The sequence below is a fragment of the Pseudomonas sp. genome, from assembly GCF_002796985.1.
GTDB lineage: Bacteria > Pseudomonadota > Gammaproteobacteria > Pseudomonadales > Pseudomonadaceae > Pseudomonas.
In genome coordinates this window covers 58,283-75,487 of sequence record NZ_PEKX01000016.1, presented here as the reverse complement: position 1 = coordinate 75,487, position 17,205 = coordinate 58,283, and the positions used below count along the sequence as shown (strand labels likewise).

Below are 17,205 nucleotides of genomic sequence, written 5' to 3'. Positions count from 1 at the left end.
GCGCGCCACTGGCAAGGCAGTATTGGTGACAGTTTCAGTCCACTTCACCGGCGCAGCGCAGGCAATGCTCGGCCGCCGGCAAGGCGCGCAGGCGACGCTCCTCGATGGTCTCGCCGCAGCGCGCGCATTCGCCATAGGTGCCATCGGCCAGGCGCAGGCGCGCCATGCCCACCAGGCGCATGCCTGCGTCCGCTTCGGCCAGCAGCGCGCGCAGCACGTCATCGTTCTGCCGCTGCTGGGCCTGTTCGGCAAAGTCCGGAGAATGGCTGCGACCGAGGTCGCGGCGGATGGCTTGGGCACGCTTGGAATACTCGGCCGCCAACTGGTCCAGCGCCGGACGTGGATCGAAATCGACCATGGCTACTTCCTCACAAGGGGAACTGATTCAAGTGTGGTCGGTTCCAAGACTTCCGCAGCTGATGCCGATCAACTGCCGGTTATCCAGGCCGTTCCCGCCGGCTCGGCCATACTGCCTGCGGCAGCGGTTGCCTTGACACCCGCAAGGCATTGGAGAAAAGCTCTGGCAGGCGCTGTTAGGCTGTCAGCGGCTGTTCAACGGTCCCCGACCTCAAAAAGAGAGAAAAACGATGAAAAGGATTCTGCTCGGTACCCTCCTCGCCACCGCCTCCCTCAGCGCCCTCGCCGATGCCCCCGGCAGCGACGGCTGCGGCTGGGGCAACATGCTGTTCAAGGGCCAGCGCGGCACCGCGACCCACGTCCTGGCCGCCACCACCAACGGCACCAGCGGCAACAACACCTTCGGCATGACCACCGGCACCAACGGCTGCCACACCAACGGCGCGCTGACCTATAGCGGCAAGCCGATGATCGTGCTCAGCAGCATGATGGACGAGCTGTCCGAAGACATGGCCAAGGGTGACGGCGAAGCGCTGACCACCTACGCCGTGGTACTGGGTGTGAAGCCCGAAGACCGCGCGCACTTCGCCCAGGTCACCCACGAGCACTTCGCGCAGATCTTCAACAAGTCCGACGTCACCGCCGAAGACGTCTATGCCAACACCCAGGCCGTCCTGAAGCAGGACAGCACCCTGGCCAAGTACGCCGAACAGGCCTGATGGCCCACGCGAGCCCGCCACCTCCCGGCGGGCTCCCCCTTCCCTTCCAGTAGCCCACTCGATGCTCAAACGCCTGTTGCCCTGGATGGCGCTGTGCGCCTGCACTCCACTGCTGGCCTCGCCCGCGACCGACCCACAACGCCTGCAATCACTGGCCAACGAACCCTACTGGCTGGCGCTGGGTCACTACGAACACGCCAAGCTCGGCGGCTGGCGCAGCTTCGTCGACGACCCGAAGTTCTTCCTCGCCAAAGACGGAGACCGCCATCCAGAATCCGAACTGGCCGCCACCGTGAAGGCCCTCTACGCCCCGGCCAGCCTCGGCGACAAGCACGCCCAGTGCGTCTACCCGGCGCGTACCCGCTGGCTGCGCCAGCAGTTGCAGCTCGATGACCTGCCGACGGTGGAGTGCAAGGAATTCACCACCTGGTACCAGGACATCAACCCGCACAGCGCCGTGCTGGTGTTCCCCGCCGCCTACCTGAACAGCCCGTCCTCGATGTTCGGCCACACCCTGCTGCGCATCGACCAGGCCGATGTCGACTCCGACAACACCGCCCTGCTCAGCTACGCGCTCAACTTCGGCGCCTTCATCGAGGGCATGGACAACAGCATCCTCTACGCCTGGAAGGGCCTGATGGGCGGCTACCCCGGCCTGTTCGCCCTGGTGCCCTACCGCGAGAAGCTTTCCGAATACAGCCGCCTGGAGAACCGCGACCTCTGGGAATACCGCCTGAACCTGACGCCGGAAGAGACCGCGCGCATGGTCGAACACGTCTGGGAGCTGAAGCAGATCCGCTTCAAGTACTTCTTCTTCGACGAGAACTGCTCGTTCCGCCTGCTGGAGCTGCTGGAGATCGCCCGCCCCGGCATCGAGCTCACCGACCTCTTCCCGCTCACCGCCATCCCCACCGACACGGTACGCGCGGTGAAGGACGCCGGGCTGATCGACCGGGTGGACTACCGCCCCTCCCGCGAGCGCGAACTGCTGGCCCGTGGCGAGCCACTGAGCCACGACGAGCAGGTGCTGGCGCGCCACATCGCCGATGACGACAGCCAGCTGCAGAGCCCCGAGTTCGCCGCCCTGCCCGCCGACCGCCAGGCACTGGTGCAGGACACCGCCTTCCGCCTGGTGCGCTACCGCGCCACCGGCCAGGAACGCGACCAGTCCACCGCCGCGCGCAGCTACAACCTGCTCAAGGCAATCAACCGCAACCCGCCGCCGCCACTGGACGTGGAACGCCCCGGCCAGCCGGAGAACGGCCACGAGTCGCGCACCTGGCAACTGGGCGCCGGCAGCCGCGACGGCGAGGCCTTCGCCCAGTACGGCCTGCGCATGGCCTATCACGACCTCGACGACAACGCCTACGGCTTCCCCCTCGGCGCACAGATCGAGATCGGCCAGCTCAAGCTGCGTCAGTACGAAGGCAACCGCTGGCAATTGCAGCAACTGGACCTGGTCACCATCCGCTCGATGACGCCACGCAACGAGCTGCTGCAGCCGCTGTCCTGGCAAGTCGCCGGTGGCTGGGAGCGGGTGATCGGCAAGCACAGCGACAACGACCACGACACCCTGGTCGGCCACCTCAATGGCGGCGCCGGCGGCAGCTGGAAGCTGACCGACGACTTGCAGGCCTACGCCCTGGGCACCGCGCGCATCGAGAACAACCAGGACTTCGCCGCCACCATCGCCCCGGCCATGGGCTTCGATACCGGCGTGCTGTGGAGCAACCCGCTGGGCAACCTCAGCCTCGAGGGCAAGGGCGACTACTTCCACAACGGCGAAGTGCGCCGCACGCTGAGCTTCGGCCAGCAGGTGGAACTGGGCCGCAACCTCGGCCTGCGCCTGTCGGCCCAGCGCGAGTTCAGCCATGAGGCCAGCCCGCGCAACGAAGTGATGCTGGAGCTGCGCTGGTACCACTACTGAGGCGCGCGGTGCCTCAGTCCCTCAACGACGTCCAATCCAGACCGAAGCGCGCCAGGTACTTGCGTAGGCGGTCGGCGTCGTTGGGGTTCTGCTTCTCCTGACGCGAGACGGCGAACAACTGGCGACCGGCGTCGGACAGGCTGCGCGCCTGCCGGCAGACGTCGATCACTGCTTGCCGTTGCAGGCGGTCGAACCGATCCGCGCAGAACAGCCCTTGCCCCCGTTCGCGCGAGTCGCAGTGGGTTCCTGCGATCAACCGGAAGTCACTGCCACTTCGCGCTCCGCTCCCTGCGGGAGGAAGCGCTTCTCCTCGGTGGAATTGATGCTTGTCCAGGCCCAGTTCGCCGATCTCGTCAGTGGTGATACGAGGGCTGCAAAGGACAGGTCTGCACAACGGCGATACGCTGTCGCACCTGTCGATTGAACAAGCGAATTCACGATGACCGGGCACCACCCGCTTCCGGCCGGATCGCCACGTCACAGAAGAGAGTCAAAGCATGAGCACCAAGACCTTCCAACTGCTGGAAGTCGCCAACGGCAAACCGATCAAGCTCTGGACGCAGGGTGTGCCAGTAGAGGACGAGGCGCGGCAGCAACTGCTGAACACCGCGAAGATGCCCTTCATCTTCAAGCACCTGGCCGTGATGCCGGACGTGCACCTGGGCAAAGGGTCGACCATCGGCAGCGTGATACCCACCCAGGGCGCCATTATTCCGGCCGCCGTGGGTGTGGATATCGGCTGCGGCATGATCGCCGCGCGCACCTCGCTGGTGGCCTCGGACCTGCCGGATAATCTGCACGGCCTGCGCACCGCCATCGAGAAGGCCGTGCCCCACGGCAAGACCTTCGGCCGCCGCGACCAGGGCGCCTGGGAGGACGTACCGGAGCACGCCGACCACGCGTGGCGCGCGCTGGCCGGCCGCTTCAAGGTGATCACCGACAAGTACCCGAAACTTACGAAGACCAACAACCGCCAGCACCTGGGAACCCTCGGCACCGGCAACCACTTCATCGAGGTCTGCCTCGACGAAGCCAACCGCGTCTGGTTCATGCTGCACAGCGGCTCGCGCGGTGTGGGTAACGCCATCGGCAACCTGTTCATCGAACTGGCCCAGGCCGATATGCGCCAGCACATCGCCAACTTGCCGGACCGTGACCTGGCCTACTTCGAGGAAGGCAGCCAGCACTTCGACGACTACGTGGAAGCGGTGGGCTGGGCCCAGGACTTCGCCCGACAGAACCGCGAGCTGATGATGCACTCGGTGATCGCCGCCGCGCGGCAGGTCATCCGCAAGCCGTTCGAGGCGAGCCTGGAAGCAGTGAACTGTCACCACAACTACGTGCAGAAGGAACGCCACTTCGGCGAAGAAATACTGGTGACGCGCAAGGGCGCGGTGTCCGCGCAGAAGGGCCAGCTCGGCATCATTCCGGGATCGATGGGCGCGAAGAGTTTCATCGTTCGCGGCCTGGGTAACGAAGAGGCGTTCTGCTCATGCAGCCACGGCGCCGGCCGGACCATGAGCCGCACCAAGGCCAAGAAGCTGTTCAGCGTCGAGGACCAGATTCGTGCCACCGCCCACGTCGAATGCCGCAAGGACGCCGACGTGATCGACGAGATCCCGATGGCCTACAAGGACATCGACGCCGTGATGGACGCCCAGCGCGAACTGGTGGAAGTACTGCATACCCTGCGTCAGGTGGTGTGCGTGAAGGGATAGTTTGAGGCGGGCCGCCTCGACGGCAGGACAAGGAAGCGAGAGATGAACAAGCACCTGACGCCCGCGCGCGCGGCGGCAGCAGCTTCACCACGCCGCTACTCAGCGATCACCTGTAATGCAACCGCGCGGTGATCGAAGCCTTCCTGCCGGTGCAGATCGGCTGCACGGCAGGGCCGGCAGCTGGCCAGCACATCCGCGTCACGCCGGCTTGACGCTTTCCTCACGAGCCGCCCAATAGAGTCGCGCCCTGTCACCTCGAGTGGCGCCATCTCTTCCGGCGCGTGTGCCCGCCTCACCGGCACACGGGAGTCTCCATGGCGCAGCGCGCCGCCCTCGTCCTGCTCTGCGCCGCGCTGCTCGCCGGCTGCGAAACCACCCACGAAACCCTCATCGCCCAGGGCTACCCGCCCGCCTATGCCGATGGCTATGACGACGGCTGCGGCAGCGGGCGCCAGGCCGCCGGAGCCATCACCGGCGAGTTCCGCAAGAACGTCTCGCGCTACCTGGACGAGGCGAAGTACGCGCTGGGCTGGAACGACGGTTTCCAGCAGTGCCAGGCCATGCGCGTGAGCCAGGAGCGCCAGCGGTACGAGGAACAGCGCAACAGCGACCGGGACCGCGACTGGGAACAGGAAAAGGACCGCGCGCTCAGCCACGCCCTGCGGGGAAACTGAGACTGCGGCAACATTCCGCAGACGGGGCGGACGCCCGCTTGATTTCGGTCAAGCCGGCGCCTCTCCCGCTGGCCTCTCCTTGACCTCAGAAGAAACCAAAGCCTGAGACAAGGAGACCCCATATGCAGTCCATCAAACTGGCCCTGAGCAGCCTGTTGCTCGCCATGACCACGGCAGCGGCCCACGCCGATACCGGCACGTTGCGCGACAACGCCAACAGTATCTTCAAGCCCATTCCTGAGCAGGCCAGCGACAAGCTCGACCCCAACCAGATCGAGCTGGGCCGGCAACTGTTCTTCGAGCCGCGCCTGTCCGCCAGCCACGTGATCAGCTGCAACACCTGCCACAACATCGGCACCGGTGGCGCCGACAACGTGCCGGCTTCCAGCGGCCACGCCTGGCAGAAGGGCGCGCGCAACTCGCCCACCGTGTTCAACGCGGTGTTCAACGTCGCGCAGTTCTGGGATGGCCGCGCCAAGGACCTGGAAGAACAGGCCAAGGGCCCCGTGCAGAACCCAGTGGAAATGCACAACACGCCGAAGAACGTCGAGGCCACGCTCAGGAGCATGCCGGAATATGTCGCAGCCTTCGAAAAGGCCTTCCCCGGTGACAAGCAGCCGACCAGCTTCGACAACATGGCCCGCGCGCTGCAGGCCTTCGAGTCGACTCTGATCACCCCGGACTCGCGCTTCGATCTCTACCTCAAGGGGGACGACAACGCCCTCGACGCGAAGGAGAAAAAGGGCCTGCAGACTTTCATGAGCTCAGGCTGCATCAGCTGCCACAACGGCGTGAACCTGGGCGGCCAGGCCTACTTCCCGTTCGGCCTGGTGAAGAAGCCTGACAGCAAGATCCTGCCCGTCGGTGACAAGGGGCGCTTCGAGGTAACCAAGACGCAGAACGACGAATACGTGTTCCGCGCCGCCCCGCTGCGCAACATCGCCCTCACCGCGCCGTACTTCCACAGCGGGAAGGTCTGGGACCTGGAGGAAGCAGTGGCGATCATGGGCACCGCGCAACTGGGCAAGCAGCTCAACGCCGAGGAAGTCGGCGACATCGTCGCCTTCCTCAAGACCGTCACCGGCAAGCAGCCGAAAGTGGAGTACCCGCTGCTGCCGCCGAGCACCGCGAGCACGCCAAAACCGGTGGATTGACGACGGACCTGTAGGAACGCGGGAGGCGCCTGGCTCTTGCTCGCGAAGAACAGAGCAGCGGAGTCTCGCCAGTTCGCGAGCAAGCTCGCTCCTACGAAAAACTCGCGCGGGCCAAAAAAAACGGGCCCATCGGGCCCGTTCTTCATGCAGGGAGTGTGGTCAGACCACGCCCTGGGCCAGCATCGCATCGGCGACTTTCACGAAGCCGGCGATGTTGGCGCCCTTCACGTAGTTGATCCGGCCATTCTCCTCGCCGTAGGCGACGCAGGCATGGTGGATGTTCTGCATGATGCCGTGCAGGCGCTGGTCGACTTCACCGGCGGTCCACAGCAGGCGCATGGCGTTCTGGCTCATCTCCAGGCCGCTGGTGGCGACGCCGCCGGCGTTGGAGGCCTTGCCCGGTGCGTAGAGGATGCCGGCTTCGAGGAAGATATCCACAGCCTCCAGGGTCGACGGCATGTTCGCGCCTTCAGCCACGCAGATGCAGCCGTTGGCCAGCAGGGTGCGCGCGTCGTTGGCGTCCAGCTCGTTCTGGGTGGCGCAGGGCAGCGCGATATCGCAGGCGAGCGACCACGGACGCTCGCCGGCAATGAAGCGCAGGCCGGGGCCGGTCATTTCGCTGAGACGGCCACGACGGACGTTCTTCAGCTCCATGACAGCTTCCCACTGCTCCAGGGTCAGGCCAGCCTCGATGAACAGGGTGCCTTCGGAATCAGACAGCGAGATCACCTTGCCGCCCAGTTCCATGACCTTCTGCGCGGCATACTGGGCCACGTTGCCGGAACCGGAGATGGCCACGCGCTGGCCGTCGAAGCCGCTCTCGCGCGCCTTGAGCATTTCCTGGGCGAAGTACACGCAGCCGTAGCCGGTGGCTTCCGGGCGGATCAGGCTGCCGCCGTAGGACATGCCCTTGCCGGTCAGCACCGAGGTGAACTCGTTGGACAGGCGCTTGTACTGGCCGAACAGGTAGCCGATCTCGCGGGCGCCCACGCCGATGTCGCCGGCCGGCACGTCGAGGTCCGCGCCGACGTGGCGGAACAGCTCGCTCATGAACGACTGGCAGAAGCGCATGACTTCGGCGTCGCTCTTGCCCTTGGGATCGAAGTCCGAACCGCCCTTGCCGCCGCCCATGGGCAGCGAGGTCAGGGAGTTCTTGAAGACCTGCTCGAAGGCCAGGAACTTCAGCACGCCCAGGTTCACCGAGGGGTGAAAGCGCAGGCCGCCCTTGTACGGGCCGATGGCGCTGCTCATCTGGATGCGGAAGCCGCGGTTGACCCGAACTCGTCCGGCATCATCCACCCACGGAACGCGGAACAGGATCGCGCGTTCAGGCTCGACGATGCGTTCGACGATGCCAGCCTGCAGGTAATGCGGGTTGGCTTCGAGGAAGGGCCAGAGGGAGCGCAGCACTTCTTCCACCGCCTGGTGGAATTCGGGCTGGTCGGGGTCGCGCCGCTTGAGGCGCTCGAGGAACGAGTCAACGGATTGCGTCATGTCTACACCGGTACTTTTCTGATTATGTGATGCTTTTTGCCGGCAGACTCTAACAATCCACGCCGCTCCCAGATAGTGCAGCGTGACGCTTTTATGAATCTTTATGGTGCAAAAATATAAATCCCACTTCTGCCGGACGGGCAGAAAAACAGATTTTTGTATACAAAATCAATAGGTAGTTGCACTCAACCACTTATCCCATCAGGACGATCCCGATGCTCGTACGCCCATTCGCGCTTCTCGCCGCCCTCACCTGCACCCTCGCCCTCCCCGCTCACGGAGCCATGAAACTCGGCAACTTCACCGAGTCCGGCGCGCTGGTGGTGGCGGATACATTCGACAGCGAAGTGATCCACAAGTCGACGTTCAGCACCGACGACCTGCAGCGCATGTCACGCCAACTGGAAGAGCAGCAACGCACGCTGCAGGACCAGGCGCGGCAAATCGACACATTGCAGCGCCAGCTGGAGGAACAGCGCCGTACCGTGGACGATCTCAAGCGCAGCCGCTGAGCTCGTCGCTAAACCGCGCGGAAACGAAAACGGGGCCCGAAGGCCCCGTTTTCATGCAGAAGTGGCTTACGCCAGCTTCTTGTAGCGCACGCGGTGCGGCTGCGAGGCAGCGTCGCCCAGGCGTTTTTTACGATCGGCTTCGAACTCGGTGTAGTTGCCTTCGAAGAAGACCACCTTGCCATCGTCCTCGTAGGAGAGGATGTGGGTCGCGATGCGGTCCAGGAACCAGCGATCGTGGGAAATCACGATGGCGGCGCCAGGGAAGTCCAGCAGCGCTTCTTCCAGCGCACGCAGGGTTTCCACGTCGAGGTCGTTGGACGGTTCGTCGAGCAGCAGCACGTTGCCGCCCTGCTTCAGGGTCAGGGCCAGGTGCAGACGGCCACGCTCACCACCGGAGAGGTCCTTGACGAACTTCTGCTGGTCGCCGCCCTTGAAGTTGAAGCGGCCGACGTAGCTGCGCGACGGGACTTCGTAGTTGCCGATCTTGATCTGCTCGAAGCCGTCGGACACCTGTTCCCAAACGGTCTTGTTACCTTCGAGGACTTCGCGGCTCTGGTCGACGCTGGCGATCTGCACGGTTTCGCCGATCTCGATGCTGCCCGAGTCCGGTTGTTCCTTGCCGGTGAGCATGCGGAACAGGGTGGATTTACCCGCGCCGTTGCCGCCGATCACGCCGACGATGGCACCCTTGGGGATGCTCATCGACAGATTGTCGATCAGCACGCGATCGCCATAACCCTTGGTGACGTTGTGCAGTTCGATGACCTTGTCACCCAGGCGCGGACCGGCCGGGATGTAGATCTCGTTGGTCTCGCTGCGCTTCTGGAATTCCTGCGATTGCAGTTCCTCGAAACGCTGCAGGCGGGCCTTGGACTTGGACTGGCGAGCCTTGGCGCCCTGGCGCACCCACTCCAGTTCCGCCTTCATGGCCTTGGCGTGGGAGGCTTCCTGCTTGGCTTCCTGGGCCAGGCGGTTGGCCTTGGATTCCAGCCAGCCGGAGTAGTTGCCCTCGAACGGGATGCCCTGGCCACGGTCCAGCTCGAGAATCCAGCCGGCGACGTTGTCGAGGAAGTAACGGTCGTGGGTGATCGCTACCACGGTGCCCGGGAAGTCGTGGAGGAAGTGTTCCAGCCAGGCGACCGAGTCGGCATCCAGGTGGTTGGTCGGTTCGTCCAGCAGCAGCATGTCCGGGGCCGACAGCAGCAGGCGGCACAAGGCCACACGGCGCTTCTCACCACCGGAGAGGTGCTCGATCTTCGCGTCCCACGGCGGCAGGCGCAGGGCGTCAGCGGCGACTTCCAGCTGGCGCTCGAGGTTGTGGCCGTCGGAGGCCTGGAGGATGGCCTCCAGCTTGGCCTGCTCGGCGGCCAGCGCGTCGAAGTCGGCGTCCGGCTCGGCGTAGGCGGCGTAGACCTCGTCCAGGCGAGCCTGGGCCTGCTTGATCTGGCCGACGGCCTCTTCGACGATCTCGCGCACGCTGGCCTGCGGGTCGAGCTTGGGCTCCTGCGGCAGGTAACCGACGTTGATGCCGGGCATCGGGCGGGCTTCGCCTTCGATCTCGGTGTCGATGCCGGCCATGATGCGCAGCAGGGTGGATTTACCCGCGCCGTTCAGGCCGAGCACGCCGATCTTGGCGCCGGGGAAGAACGACAGGGAGATGTTCTTGAGGATTTCACGCTTGGGCGGTACGACCTTGCCGACCCGGTGCATGGTATAGACGTATTGAGCCATGTGTACCTGACTTCTGGAATGAATGAGTGATCTGGGTGGCCGGAACGCACGACGGCAGGTTCCGGGACGCCGGCGCTCTTGGCCGGAGCGGCAGCGACAGCACGCTTGAGTGCCGGCTGCCTGCGGGCGCGAGCGGCCGATGAACGGCCCTTCGCGCGGGACTCTCTGCGGATGTACTTTACGCACCGCACGTTTCGCGGCACATCAGAACGCGCGCGTGCGGCAAAACTACCGGAATGGGGCAGGAAGGGCAAACGACGCTCGTCGGCGATACTGGCACTTCGCCGCCTTTCCGGGCATCCTAGCCTGCGCCGAATTCAGCCGTATCGCCCCAGGTCCTTAAGTCCTTGTCTAACTCCCCCCGTACTCCTCCGGACGCCCTGGCCAGGCCTGGCCGCGTGGCGACCCGAACCGCGCTGGTGTTGCTGGTGCTGTTCATGCTCGGCTTGCTGGGCTGGCAGCTGCACCAGGAGTTCCGCAGCCAGGAGCGCTTCGAGCGCGAGCGGGTGGTACTGCACGGCGAGCAAATGGCACAGCGGATCGCCCTGACCCTGGAACTCAAGGCGGTGGCGGCTCAGGCCCTGCTGCAGCAGGAACTCGATCGCGACCACCGCGACCTCCACGCCCCGCTGATCGCCAGCCTGAAACACCTCTACCCGTCCTTCCACAGCCTGGTGCGTCTGGATGCCAGCGGCCTGGTCATGCGCGACTCCGCCAGCGGGATCAAGGATGCGGCGTTCATCAAGGCCCTGCGCCAGCGCAGCGCGCAACAGAGCTATCACTACGCGTTCAGCGAAGACAACGGCGGCCTCTTCTATGTCTGGCTAAAGGCGACCGAGCCAGGCGAAGGCGATAGCGTCATCCGTCTCGACGAGAAGATTGCCCGGCGTGGCTGGGCCGCGCAGATCCGCCCCGAGTCGCCGGATTGGATCCTGGTCGACGACGTCCAGCGAAAGGTCCTCGGCCGCTCCAGCGGCTTGCGCCCCGGCCCGCTTTCCGCCGCCTCGCCGCTGGAACAGGCACAAAGCCTCGACGGCCTGACCATCCAGAACACCGACTGGCAACTGATCCCGCAGTTCGACGACCGGCAGATGCGCGCCACCCTGCTGCCACGCCTGGGCGGTGAACTGGCCCTGCTGCTGGTACTGGCGGGCATCGCCGGGGCCGCCCTGCTGCGCCTGCAACGCGAGCAGCAGAACCTGCGGGCGCTGACCGTCGAGTCGCAGCAGAGCCTGCGCCAGGCCGCGCAGGCCCTGGGCGCCATCGACGAGCGCGTGCTGGTGACCCGCGCCGACGGCCGCCTCGCCTACCTCAATCCGCAGGCGGAGCACCTGTTCGGCATCACCGCCGACAAGGCCGGCGAACACCACTTGCTGGAGCTGCTGCCAGGCCTGGGCGCGCTGCTCAACGGCGCCGACGCCTCGGCAGACAACGGCTCGGAGCTGGTACGCGTCAATCACACGGGTCAGCCACGCCTGTTCGCCGTCAGCCACCATTCGCTGGACGACAGCCCGCTAGCGTCGGAGCAGACCTGGGTGCTGCGCGGCAACCTGCCCCAGGGTGGGCAGGTCTGGGTGCTGCGCGATGTCACCGAGCAGCAGCAGGCGCTGCACATCCTCGAAGAGACCCGTCGGCGCTACCAGGACATCTTCGACGGCGTCGGCGTCGCCCTCTGCGTGCTCGACCTCTCCGCCCTGCGCCAGAGCCTGGTGGACCTGAACCTGCGCCGGCAGAGCGACCTGAGCGAATGGATCGCCTCGCAGCCCGAGCGCCTCCCCTGGTTGCTGCGCCAGGTGCGCATCAGCGAGATCAACAACGTCGCCAAGCGCCTGATGGGCATTGGCACTACCGAACAGGCCTGGCAGGTGCTCATCGGCAGCGCCGGCATGCGCCCGGACGGAGTGCGCAGCAAGGTCCTCGAAGCCGTGCTGCACGGCCACGGCATGGTCGAGATGGAAGCCTGCATCCACACCCGCCAGGGCGAGCAGCGCCACCTGTGGCTGCAATTGCGCGTGCCGGAGATGATCCAGGACTTCCACGCCGTCACCCTGAGCCTGTCGGACATCACCAGCCGCAAGCAGGTCGAGCTGTCGCTGATCGAGCGCGAGAAGTTCTGGTCCGACGCGGTGCGCGCGGTGCCCGACACCCTGTACATCCACGATATCGCCGCGCGCCGGGTGATCTTCAGCAACCACAACCTCGGCCACCAACTGGGCTACAGCAGCGATGAGCTGCGCGAGATGGGTGAGCGGTTCTGGGAGAAGGTGCTGCACCCGGACGACGCCGAGTACTACTGGCGCGTGCGTAACCTGCAGCAGGTGGTGGGCGACGGCCTGCTGCTGGACAGCCAGCTGCGCTGGCGTCACCGCGACGGCAACTGGCACTGGTTCGACATCCGCGAGCAGGCCTTCACCCGCGATGCGACCGGCCGCGTGGCGCGGCTGATCGGCGTGGCCAAGGACATCACCGACACCGTCGAGGCGCACAACTCGCTGCGCGAGAGCGGCCGCCGCTACCGTATGCTCGCCGAGAGCATCAGCGACGTGATCATCTCCACCGACGCCCAGGTCCAGCTCAACTACGTCAGCCCGTCGATCCAGCAGGTGCTCGGCTACAGCCCCGAGTGGGTGCTGGCCAACGGCTTCCAGCCGATAGCCGCCAACCCGGCACAGCTGGAGCGTCTGGACGAACTGCTCAACCGCGTGCAGGGCGCCATCGGCGAGCCCAAGCGCCTGGCCGAACTGCGCGAAAGCGCCGAACCGCAGCTATTCAGCCTCGACTGCCTGCATGCCGACGGCCACAAGATTCCGGTGGAGCTGCGAATCGCCCTGATGTGGGACGACCACGGCTGCTTCGAAGGCTTGCTCGGGGTCGCCCGCGACGTCAGCCAGCAGCGCCGCGCCGAGCGCGAGATGCGCATGGCGGCGACGGTGTTCGAGCACTCCACGGCGGCGATCATGGTCACCGATCCGGCCGGCTACATCGTGCAGATCAACGACTCCTTCAGCCGCCTCACCGGCTACTCCGCCGAGGAAGTGCTGGACCAGTTGCCGCGCCTGCTCACCGCCGACCGCCAGGAAGCCAACCAGCTCAAGCACGTGATGGAAAGCCTGCTCAGGAGCGGCAGCTGGGAAGGCGAGATCCTGCAGAAGCGCAAGAACGGCGAGCTGTACCCGAGCTGGGTCGGCATCACCGCGGTACACGACGAGGAAGGCGACCTGGTCAGCTTCGTCTGCTTCTTCAGCGACATCAGCGAGCGCAAGGCCAGCGAGCGACGCATCCACCGCCTGGCCTACTACGACGCCCTGACCCACCTGCCCAACCGCACGCTGTTCCAGGACCGCCTGCACACCGCGCTGCTGCAAGCCGAACGGCACCAGCAGTGGGTCGTGCTGATGTTCCTCGACCTCGACCGCTTCAAGCCGATCAACGACTCCCTCGGCCATGCCGCAGGCGACCGCATGCTCAAGGAAGTGGCCGAGCGCCTGAGCCTTTGCGTCAGCGACGACGACACGGTGGCACGCATGGGCGGCGACGAATTTACCCTGCTGCTGCCCGGCCAGAAGGACCGCGAGAGGGCGCTAAGGCAGGCGATCCAGGTCGCCGAACAGATTCTCGCAAGCCTCGCCCGCCCTTTCACCCTCGAGGGTCGGGAGTTCTTCGTCACCGCCAGTATCGGTGTGGCGCTTTCACCGCAGGACGGCGCCGAGCTCAGCCAATTGATGAAGAACGCCGACACGGCGATGTACCACGCCAAGGAAATGGGCAAGAACAACTTCCAGTTCTACCAGGCCGAAATGAACGCCCGCGCCCTGGAGCGCCTGGAGCTGGAAAGCGACCTGCGCCGCGCCATCGAGCTGCACGAATTCGTCCTGCACTACCAGCCGCAGTTCACCGGCGACGGCCGCCGCCTGACTGGCGCCGAGGCACTATTGCGCTGGCAGCATCCCAAACGCGGGCTGATCCCGCCGGCGGAGTTCATCCCGGTGCTGGAAGAGCTCGGCCTGGTCGCCCAGGTCGGCGACTGGCTGCTGGAACAGGCCTGCCTGCAGCTGCGTGCCTGGCACCGCGACAAAGTGCGGGTGCCGAAGATTTCCGTGAACCTCTCGGCCCGGCAGTTCGCCGACGGGCAACTGGGCGAGCGTATCGCCGGCATCCTCAAGGACACCGGTATCGCCCCGGCGTGCCTGGAGCTGGAGCTGACCGAAAGCATCCTGATGAGCGACGTGTCCCAGGCGATGCAGATACTTCAGGGGCTGAAACGCCTGGGTCTGGCGATCGCGGTGGACGACTTCGGCACCGGCTATTCCTCGCTCAACTACCTCAAGCAGTTCCCCATCGACGTGCTGAAGATCGACCGCAGCTTCGTCGACGGCCTGCCCCACGGCGAGCAGGATGCGCAGATCGCCCGCGCCATCATCGCCATGGCCCACAGCCTGAACCTGATGGTGATCGCCGAGGGCGTGGAGAGCCACGAGCAGCTGGAGTTCCTGCGCGAGCACGGCTGCGACGAGGTGCAGGGCTTCCTCTTCGGCCGCCCGGTGCCAGCCGACCAGTTCCCCGCGTTGTTCGCCAGCAATGCGCTGCTGCTCCTCGGCTGATGGCATGGCCGGCAACATCCGCGTGGTGTTCGGCTACACGTAGGAGCGGACTCCGTCCGCGATGTGCCACCGGCCGGCTCGGAGCAGCCGGGAACCGATCGCGGACGAAGTCCGCTCCTACGCCCATCCCACCATGGCCGCCAAATCGCTCCCAATTCTACTGATATCCGGCCTTGAACCCCGCTTGTCAGCCACATGACCGCCTTTCATGTGCCAGCACCAGCGCCTTGGGTTAGAATGCGCGCCTTTCCCCCAGCACCCGATCCTTAAGAGGACCGCCATGTTCAGCCGTGATTTGACCCTCGCCCGCTACGATGCCGATCTCTTCGCCGCGATGGAGCAAGAAGCCCAACGCCAGGAAGAGCACATCGAGCTCATCGCCTCCGAGAACTACACCAGCCCGGCGGTGATGGAAGCCCAGGGTTCGGTGCTGACCAACAAATACGCCGAAGGCTACCCGGGCAAGCGCTACTACGGTGGCTGCGAGTACGTCGACGTCGTCGAGCAGCTTGCGATTGACCGCGCCAAGCAACTGTTCGGCGCCGACTACGCCAACGTCCAGCCGCACGCCGGCTCCCAGGCCAACGCGGCCGTCTACCTGGCCCTGCTGTCGGCCGGCGACACCATCCTGGGCATGAGCCTGGCCCACGGCGGTCACCTGACCCACGGCGCCAGCGTTTCGTCCTCCGGCAAGCTGTACAACGCTGTTCAGTACGGCATCACCGACGCTGGCCTGATCGACTACGACGAAGTCGAGCGCCTGGCCATCGAGCACAAGCCGAAGATGATCGTTGCCGGCTTCTCCGCCTACTCCCAGGTGCTGGACTTCCCGCGCTTCCGCGCCATCGCCGACAAAGTGGGTGCCTACCTGTTCGTCGACATGGCCCACGTGGCCGGTCTGGTCGCCGCTGGCGTCTACCCGAACCCGGTGCCGTTCGCCGATGTGGTCACCACCACCACCCACAAGACCCTGCGCGGCCCGCGCGGCGGCCTGATCCTCGCTCGCAAGAACGAAGAGATCGAGAAGAAGCTGAACTCCGCTGTCTTCCCGGGTGCCCAGGGTGGCCCGCTGGAGCACGTGATCGCCGCCAAGGCCGTGTGCTTCAAGGAAGCCCTGCAGCCCGAGTTCAAGACCTACCAGCAGCAGGTTCTGAAAAACGCCCAGACCATGGCCAGCGTGTTCATCGAGCGCGGCTTCGACGTGGTGTCCGGCGGTACCCAGAACCACCTGTTCCTGCTGTCCCTGATCAAGCAGGACATCACCGGTAAGGACGCCGACGCTGCCCTGGGTCGCGCCTTCATCACCGTGAACAAGAACAGCGTGCCGAACGACCCGCGTTCCCCGTTCGTCACCTCCGGCCTGCGTATCGGCACCCCCGCCGTGACCACCCGCGGCTTCCAGGAAGCCGAGTGCCGCGAGCTGGCTGGCTGGATCTGCGACATCCTGACCAACATGGGCGACGAGTCCGTGGTGGACGGCGTGCGCGAGAAGGTCAAGGCCATCTGCGCCAAGTTCCCGGTCTACGGCGCCTAAGCCCAAGCCGCGAACCGCACCATGAAAAAGCCCGGCAGATGCCGGGCTTTTTCATGGGCGCCTCACTGAGAGGACAGGCAGAACCTGTAGGAGCGAGGGGGACACCATCGTTATTGCTCGCGAACGGATTCCAGTTGGGCTCCGGAGTTGCGCGGTTCGCGAGCAAGCTCGCTCCTACAAAAAACGTCTCTTCCATGAAGCACGATTTCGTAGGGCGCATAACGCGCCAGCGTTATCCGCCGCCGGGCCATCGGCGGATAACCGTTTCCAGGTGATCCGCCCTACGTCCTCACGCGCCTATTAAAGAAGCTACGGCTGCCCACCCGCCCCCTGCTCCGGCTGCACCGGCATATCACGCAGCTCGTTGATCCGACGCACCAGCGTCTGAGCCTCCTCCTGGCCGGCAAAGCCCTTGAGCATCACCTGCCCGTCGGTCACCACCCGCGTCACCTTGGGCAGCAGGCGCAGTTGCCCGTCGATGACCACCGCCAGGGCCTTGCCCTGCTCCTCCTGGGTCAGCTTCGCCAGGCGCTGGCTGGCTTCGGGCGTGAACAGCACGCGCACCGCCGGCGTGCCGTCGGCCACGCTGGCCAGCTCGGCCCGCTGCACGTCGCGCTGGGTCAGGGCGGGATGAGTGGTCACCAGCACCGCCTTGCCTTGCGGGTCAGCCAGGGTGCGCGTGCTGGCCGTGGGCTTTTCGGCCACGGCGTGGACATCGAACGTATGCTGCGGGGCCGACGGCGGCGCACCGGCACACGCCCCCAGCAAAGAGGCGCCCAACAAT

12 protein-coding genes and 1 pseudogene are annotated in these 17,205 nt (G+C 65.5%); 8 read left to right on the top strand and 5 right to left on the bottom strand.

The features are described from left to right. Window positions 1–34 precede the first annotated feature (34 nt). Entirely contained in the window at window positions 35–358 is a 324-nt protein-coding gene (locus tag CTR55_RS19685) for a TraR/DksA family transcriptional regulator (protein ID WP_296288605.1), read from the bottom strand. 229 nt (window positions 359–587) lie between these two features. Here CTR55_RS19685 and CTR55_RS19680 point away from each other — a divergent pair, with 229 nt between their 5' ends. Together CTR55_RS19680 and CTR55_RS19675 are read left to right on the top strand one after the other, a co-directional pair. Further along, a complete protein-coding gene (locus tag CTR55_RS19680) occupies window positions 588–1,076 on the top strand; it encodes a DUF3015 domain-containing protein (RefSeq protein ID WP_296288602.1) in 489 nt (162 codons plus the stop codon). 61 nt (window positions 1,077–1,137) lie between these two features. Continuing rightward, window positions 1,138–3,003: a DUF4105 domain-containing protein gene (locus CTR55_RS19675; protein ID WP_296288601.1), complete on the top strand. Its 1,866-nt coding sequence runs from the start codon at window positions 1,138–1,140 to the stop codon at window positions 3,001–3,003. A gap of 13 nt (window positions 3,004–3,016) precedes the next feature. Here CTR55_RS19675 and CTR55_RS19670 read toward each other — a convergent pair. Further along, window positions 3,017–3,196, bottom strand: a pseudogene (locus tag CTR55_RS19670) (sigma 54-dependent transcriptional regulator); the annotation flags it as partial. A 304-nt stretch (window positions 3,197–3,500) separates the two neighbouring features. On the opposite strand from CTR55_RS19670, the gene CTR55_RS19665 reads away from it, so the two are divergent. The 3 genes from CTR55_RS19665 to CTR55_RS19655 all read left to right on the top strand — a co-directional run bounded on the left by CTR55_RS19665 (window position 3,501) and on the right by CTR55_RS19655 (window position 6,549). Beyond that, on the top strand, window positions 3,501–4,721 hold the full coding sequence (locus tag CTR55_RS19665; protein WP_296288597.1) for an RtcB family protein: 1,221 nt from the start codon (window positions 3,501–3,503) through the stop codon (window positions 4,719–4,721). A gap of 314 nt (window positions 4,722–5,035) precedes the next feature. Continuing rightward, the gene (locus tag CTR55_RS19660) at window positions 5,036–5,395 is read left to right on the top strand and encodes a hypothetical protein (RefSeq protein WP_296288595.1); all 360 of its coding nucleotides are present in this window, start codon (window positions 5,036–5,038) and stop codon (window positions 5,393–5,395) included. A gap of 122 nt (window positions 5,396–5,517) precedes the next feature. Continuing rightward, window positions 5,518–6,549 carry a cytochrome-c peroxidase gene (locus CTR55_RS19655; RefSeq protein ID WP_296288593.1) on the top strand — a complete coding sequence of 344 codons (1,032 nt, stop codon included), beginning with the start codon at window positions 5,518–5,520 and terminating at the stop codon, window positions 6,547–6,549. 159 nt (window positions 6,550–6,708) lie between these two features. On the opposite strand, the gene gdhA is transcribed toward CTR55_RS19655, so the two are convergent. Further along, window positions 6,709–8,043 carry an NADP-specific glutamate dehydrogenase gene (gene gdhA / locus CTR55_RS19650; RefSeq protein ID WP_296288592.1) on the bottom strand — a complete coding sequence of 445 codons (1,335 nt, stop codon included), beginning with the start codon at window positions 8,041–8,043 and terminating at the stop codon, window positions 6,709–6,711. A 215-nt stretch (window positions 8,044–8,258) separates the two neighbouring features. Here gdhA and CTR55_RS19645 point away from each other — a divergent pair, with 215 nt between their 5' ends. Further along, window positions 8,259–8,555, top strand: a complete 297-nt coding sequence (locus CTR55_RS19645) for a hypothetical protein (protein WP_296288591.1) — start codon at window positions 8,259–8,261, stop codon at window positions 8,553–8,555. A gap of 66 nt (window positions 8,556–8,621) precedes the next feature. Here CTR55_RS19645 and ettA read toward each other — a convergent pair whose 3' ends face one another. Further along, a complete protein-coding gene (gene ettA, locus CTR55_RS19640; protein WP_296288589.1) occupies window positions 8,622–10,286 on the bottom strand; it encodes an energy-dependent translational throttle protein EttA in 1,665 nt (554 codons plus the stop codon). 437 nt (window positions 10,287–10,723) lie between these two features. On the opposite strand from ettA, the gene CTR55_RS19635 reads away from it, so the two are divergent. Both CTR55_RS19635 and glyA read left to right on the top strand, forming a co-directional pair. Continuing rightward, window positions 10,724–14,887 (top strand): EAL domain-containing protein, encoded by a 4,164-nt coding sequence (locus CTR55_RS19635; RefSeq protein WP_296288722.1) that lies wholly within the window; start codon window positions 10,724–10,726, stop codon window positions 14,885–14,887. Between the two features lie 280 nt (window positions 14,888–15,167). Continuing rightward, window positions 15,168–16,421 (top strand): serine hydroxymethyltransferase, encoded by a 1,254-nt coding sequence (gene glyA / locus CTR55_RS19630; RefSeq protein ID WP_296288588.1) that lies wholly within the window; start codon window positions 15,168–15,170, stop codon window positions 16,419–16,421. A 309-nt stretch (window positions 16,422–16,730) separates the two neighbouring features. Here the strand turns inward: glyA and CTR55_RS19625 are convergent, their stop codons facing one another. Next, on the bottom strand, window positions 16,731–17,126 hold the full coding sequence (locus tag CTR55_RS19625; protein WP_296288587.1) for a hypothetical protein: 396 nt from the start codon (window positions 17,124–17,126) through the stop codon (window positions 16,731–16,733). Window positions 17,127–17,205 lie beyond the last annotated feature (79 nt).

Excerpts from the sequence above, each read along its gene's own strand:
- glyA (WP_296288588.1), top strand. The coding sequence starts at position 15,168 with ATGTTCAGCCGTGATTTGACCCTCGCCCGCTACGATGCCGATCTCTTC.
- CTR55_RS19680 (WP_296288602.1), top strand. The coding sequence starts at position 588 with ATGAAAAGGATTCTGCTCGGTACCCTCCTCGCCACCGCCTCCCTCAGC.
- CTR55_RS19655 (WP_296288593.1), top strand. The coding sequence starts at position 5,518 with ATGCAGTCCATCAAACTGGCCCTGAGCAGCCTGTTGCTCGCCATGACC.
- CTR55_RS19660 (WP_296288595.1), top strand. The coding sequence starts at position 5,036 with ATGGCGCAGCGCGCCGCCCTCGTCCTGCTCTGCGCCGCGCTGCTCGCC.
- gdhA (WP_296288592.1), bottom strand. The coding sequence starts at position 8,043 with ATGACGCAATCCGTTGACTCGTTCCTCGAGCGCCTCAAGCGGCGCGAC.
- ettA (WP_296288589.1), bottom strand. The coding sequence starts at position 10,286 with ATGGCTCAATACGTCTATACCATGCACCGGGTCGGCAAGGTCGTACCG.
- CTR55_RS19665 (WP_296288597.1), top strand. The coding sequence starts at position 3,501 with ATGAGCACCAAGACCTTCCAACTGCTGGAAGTCGCCAACGGCAAACCG.
- CTR55_RS19685 (WP_296288605.1), bottom strand. The coding sequence starts at position 358 with ATGGTCGATTTCGATCCACGTCCGGCGCTGGACCAGTTGGCGGCCGAG.
- CTR55_RS19645 (WP_296288591.1), top strand. The coding sequence starts at position 8,259 with ATGCTCGTACGCCCATTCGCGCTTCTCGCCGCCCTCACCTGCACCCTC.
- CTR55_RS19675 (WP_296288601.1), top strand. The coding sequence starts at position 1,138 with ATGCTCAAACGCCTGTTGCCCTGGATGGCGCTGTGCGCCTGCACTCCA.
- CTR55_RS19635 (WP_296288722.1), top strand. The coding sequence starts at position 10,724 with ATGCTCGGCTTGCTGGGCTGGCAGCTGCACCAGGAGTTCCGCAGCCAG.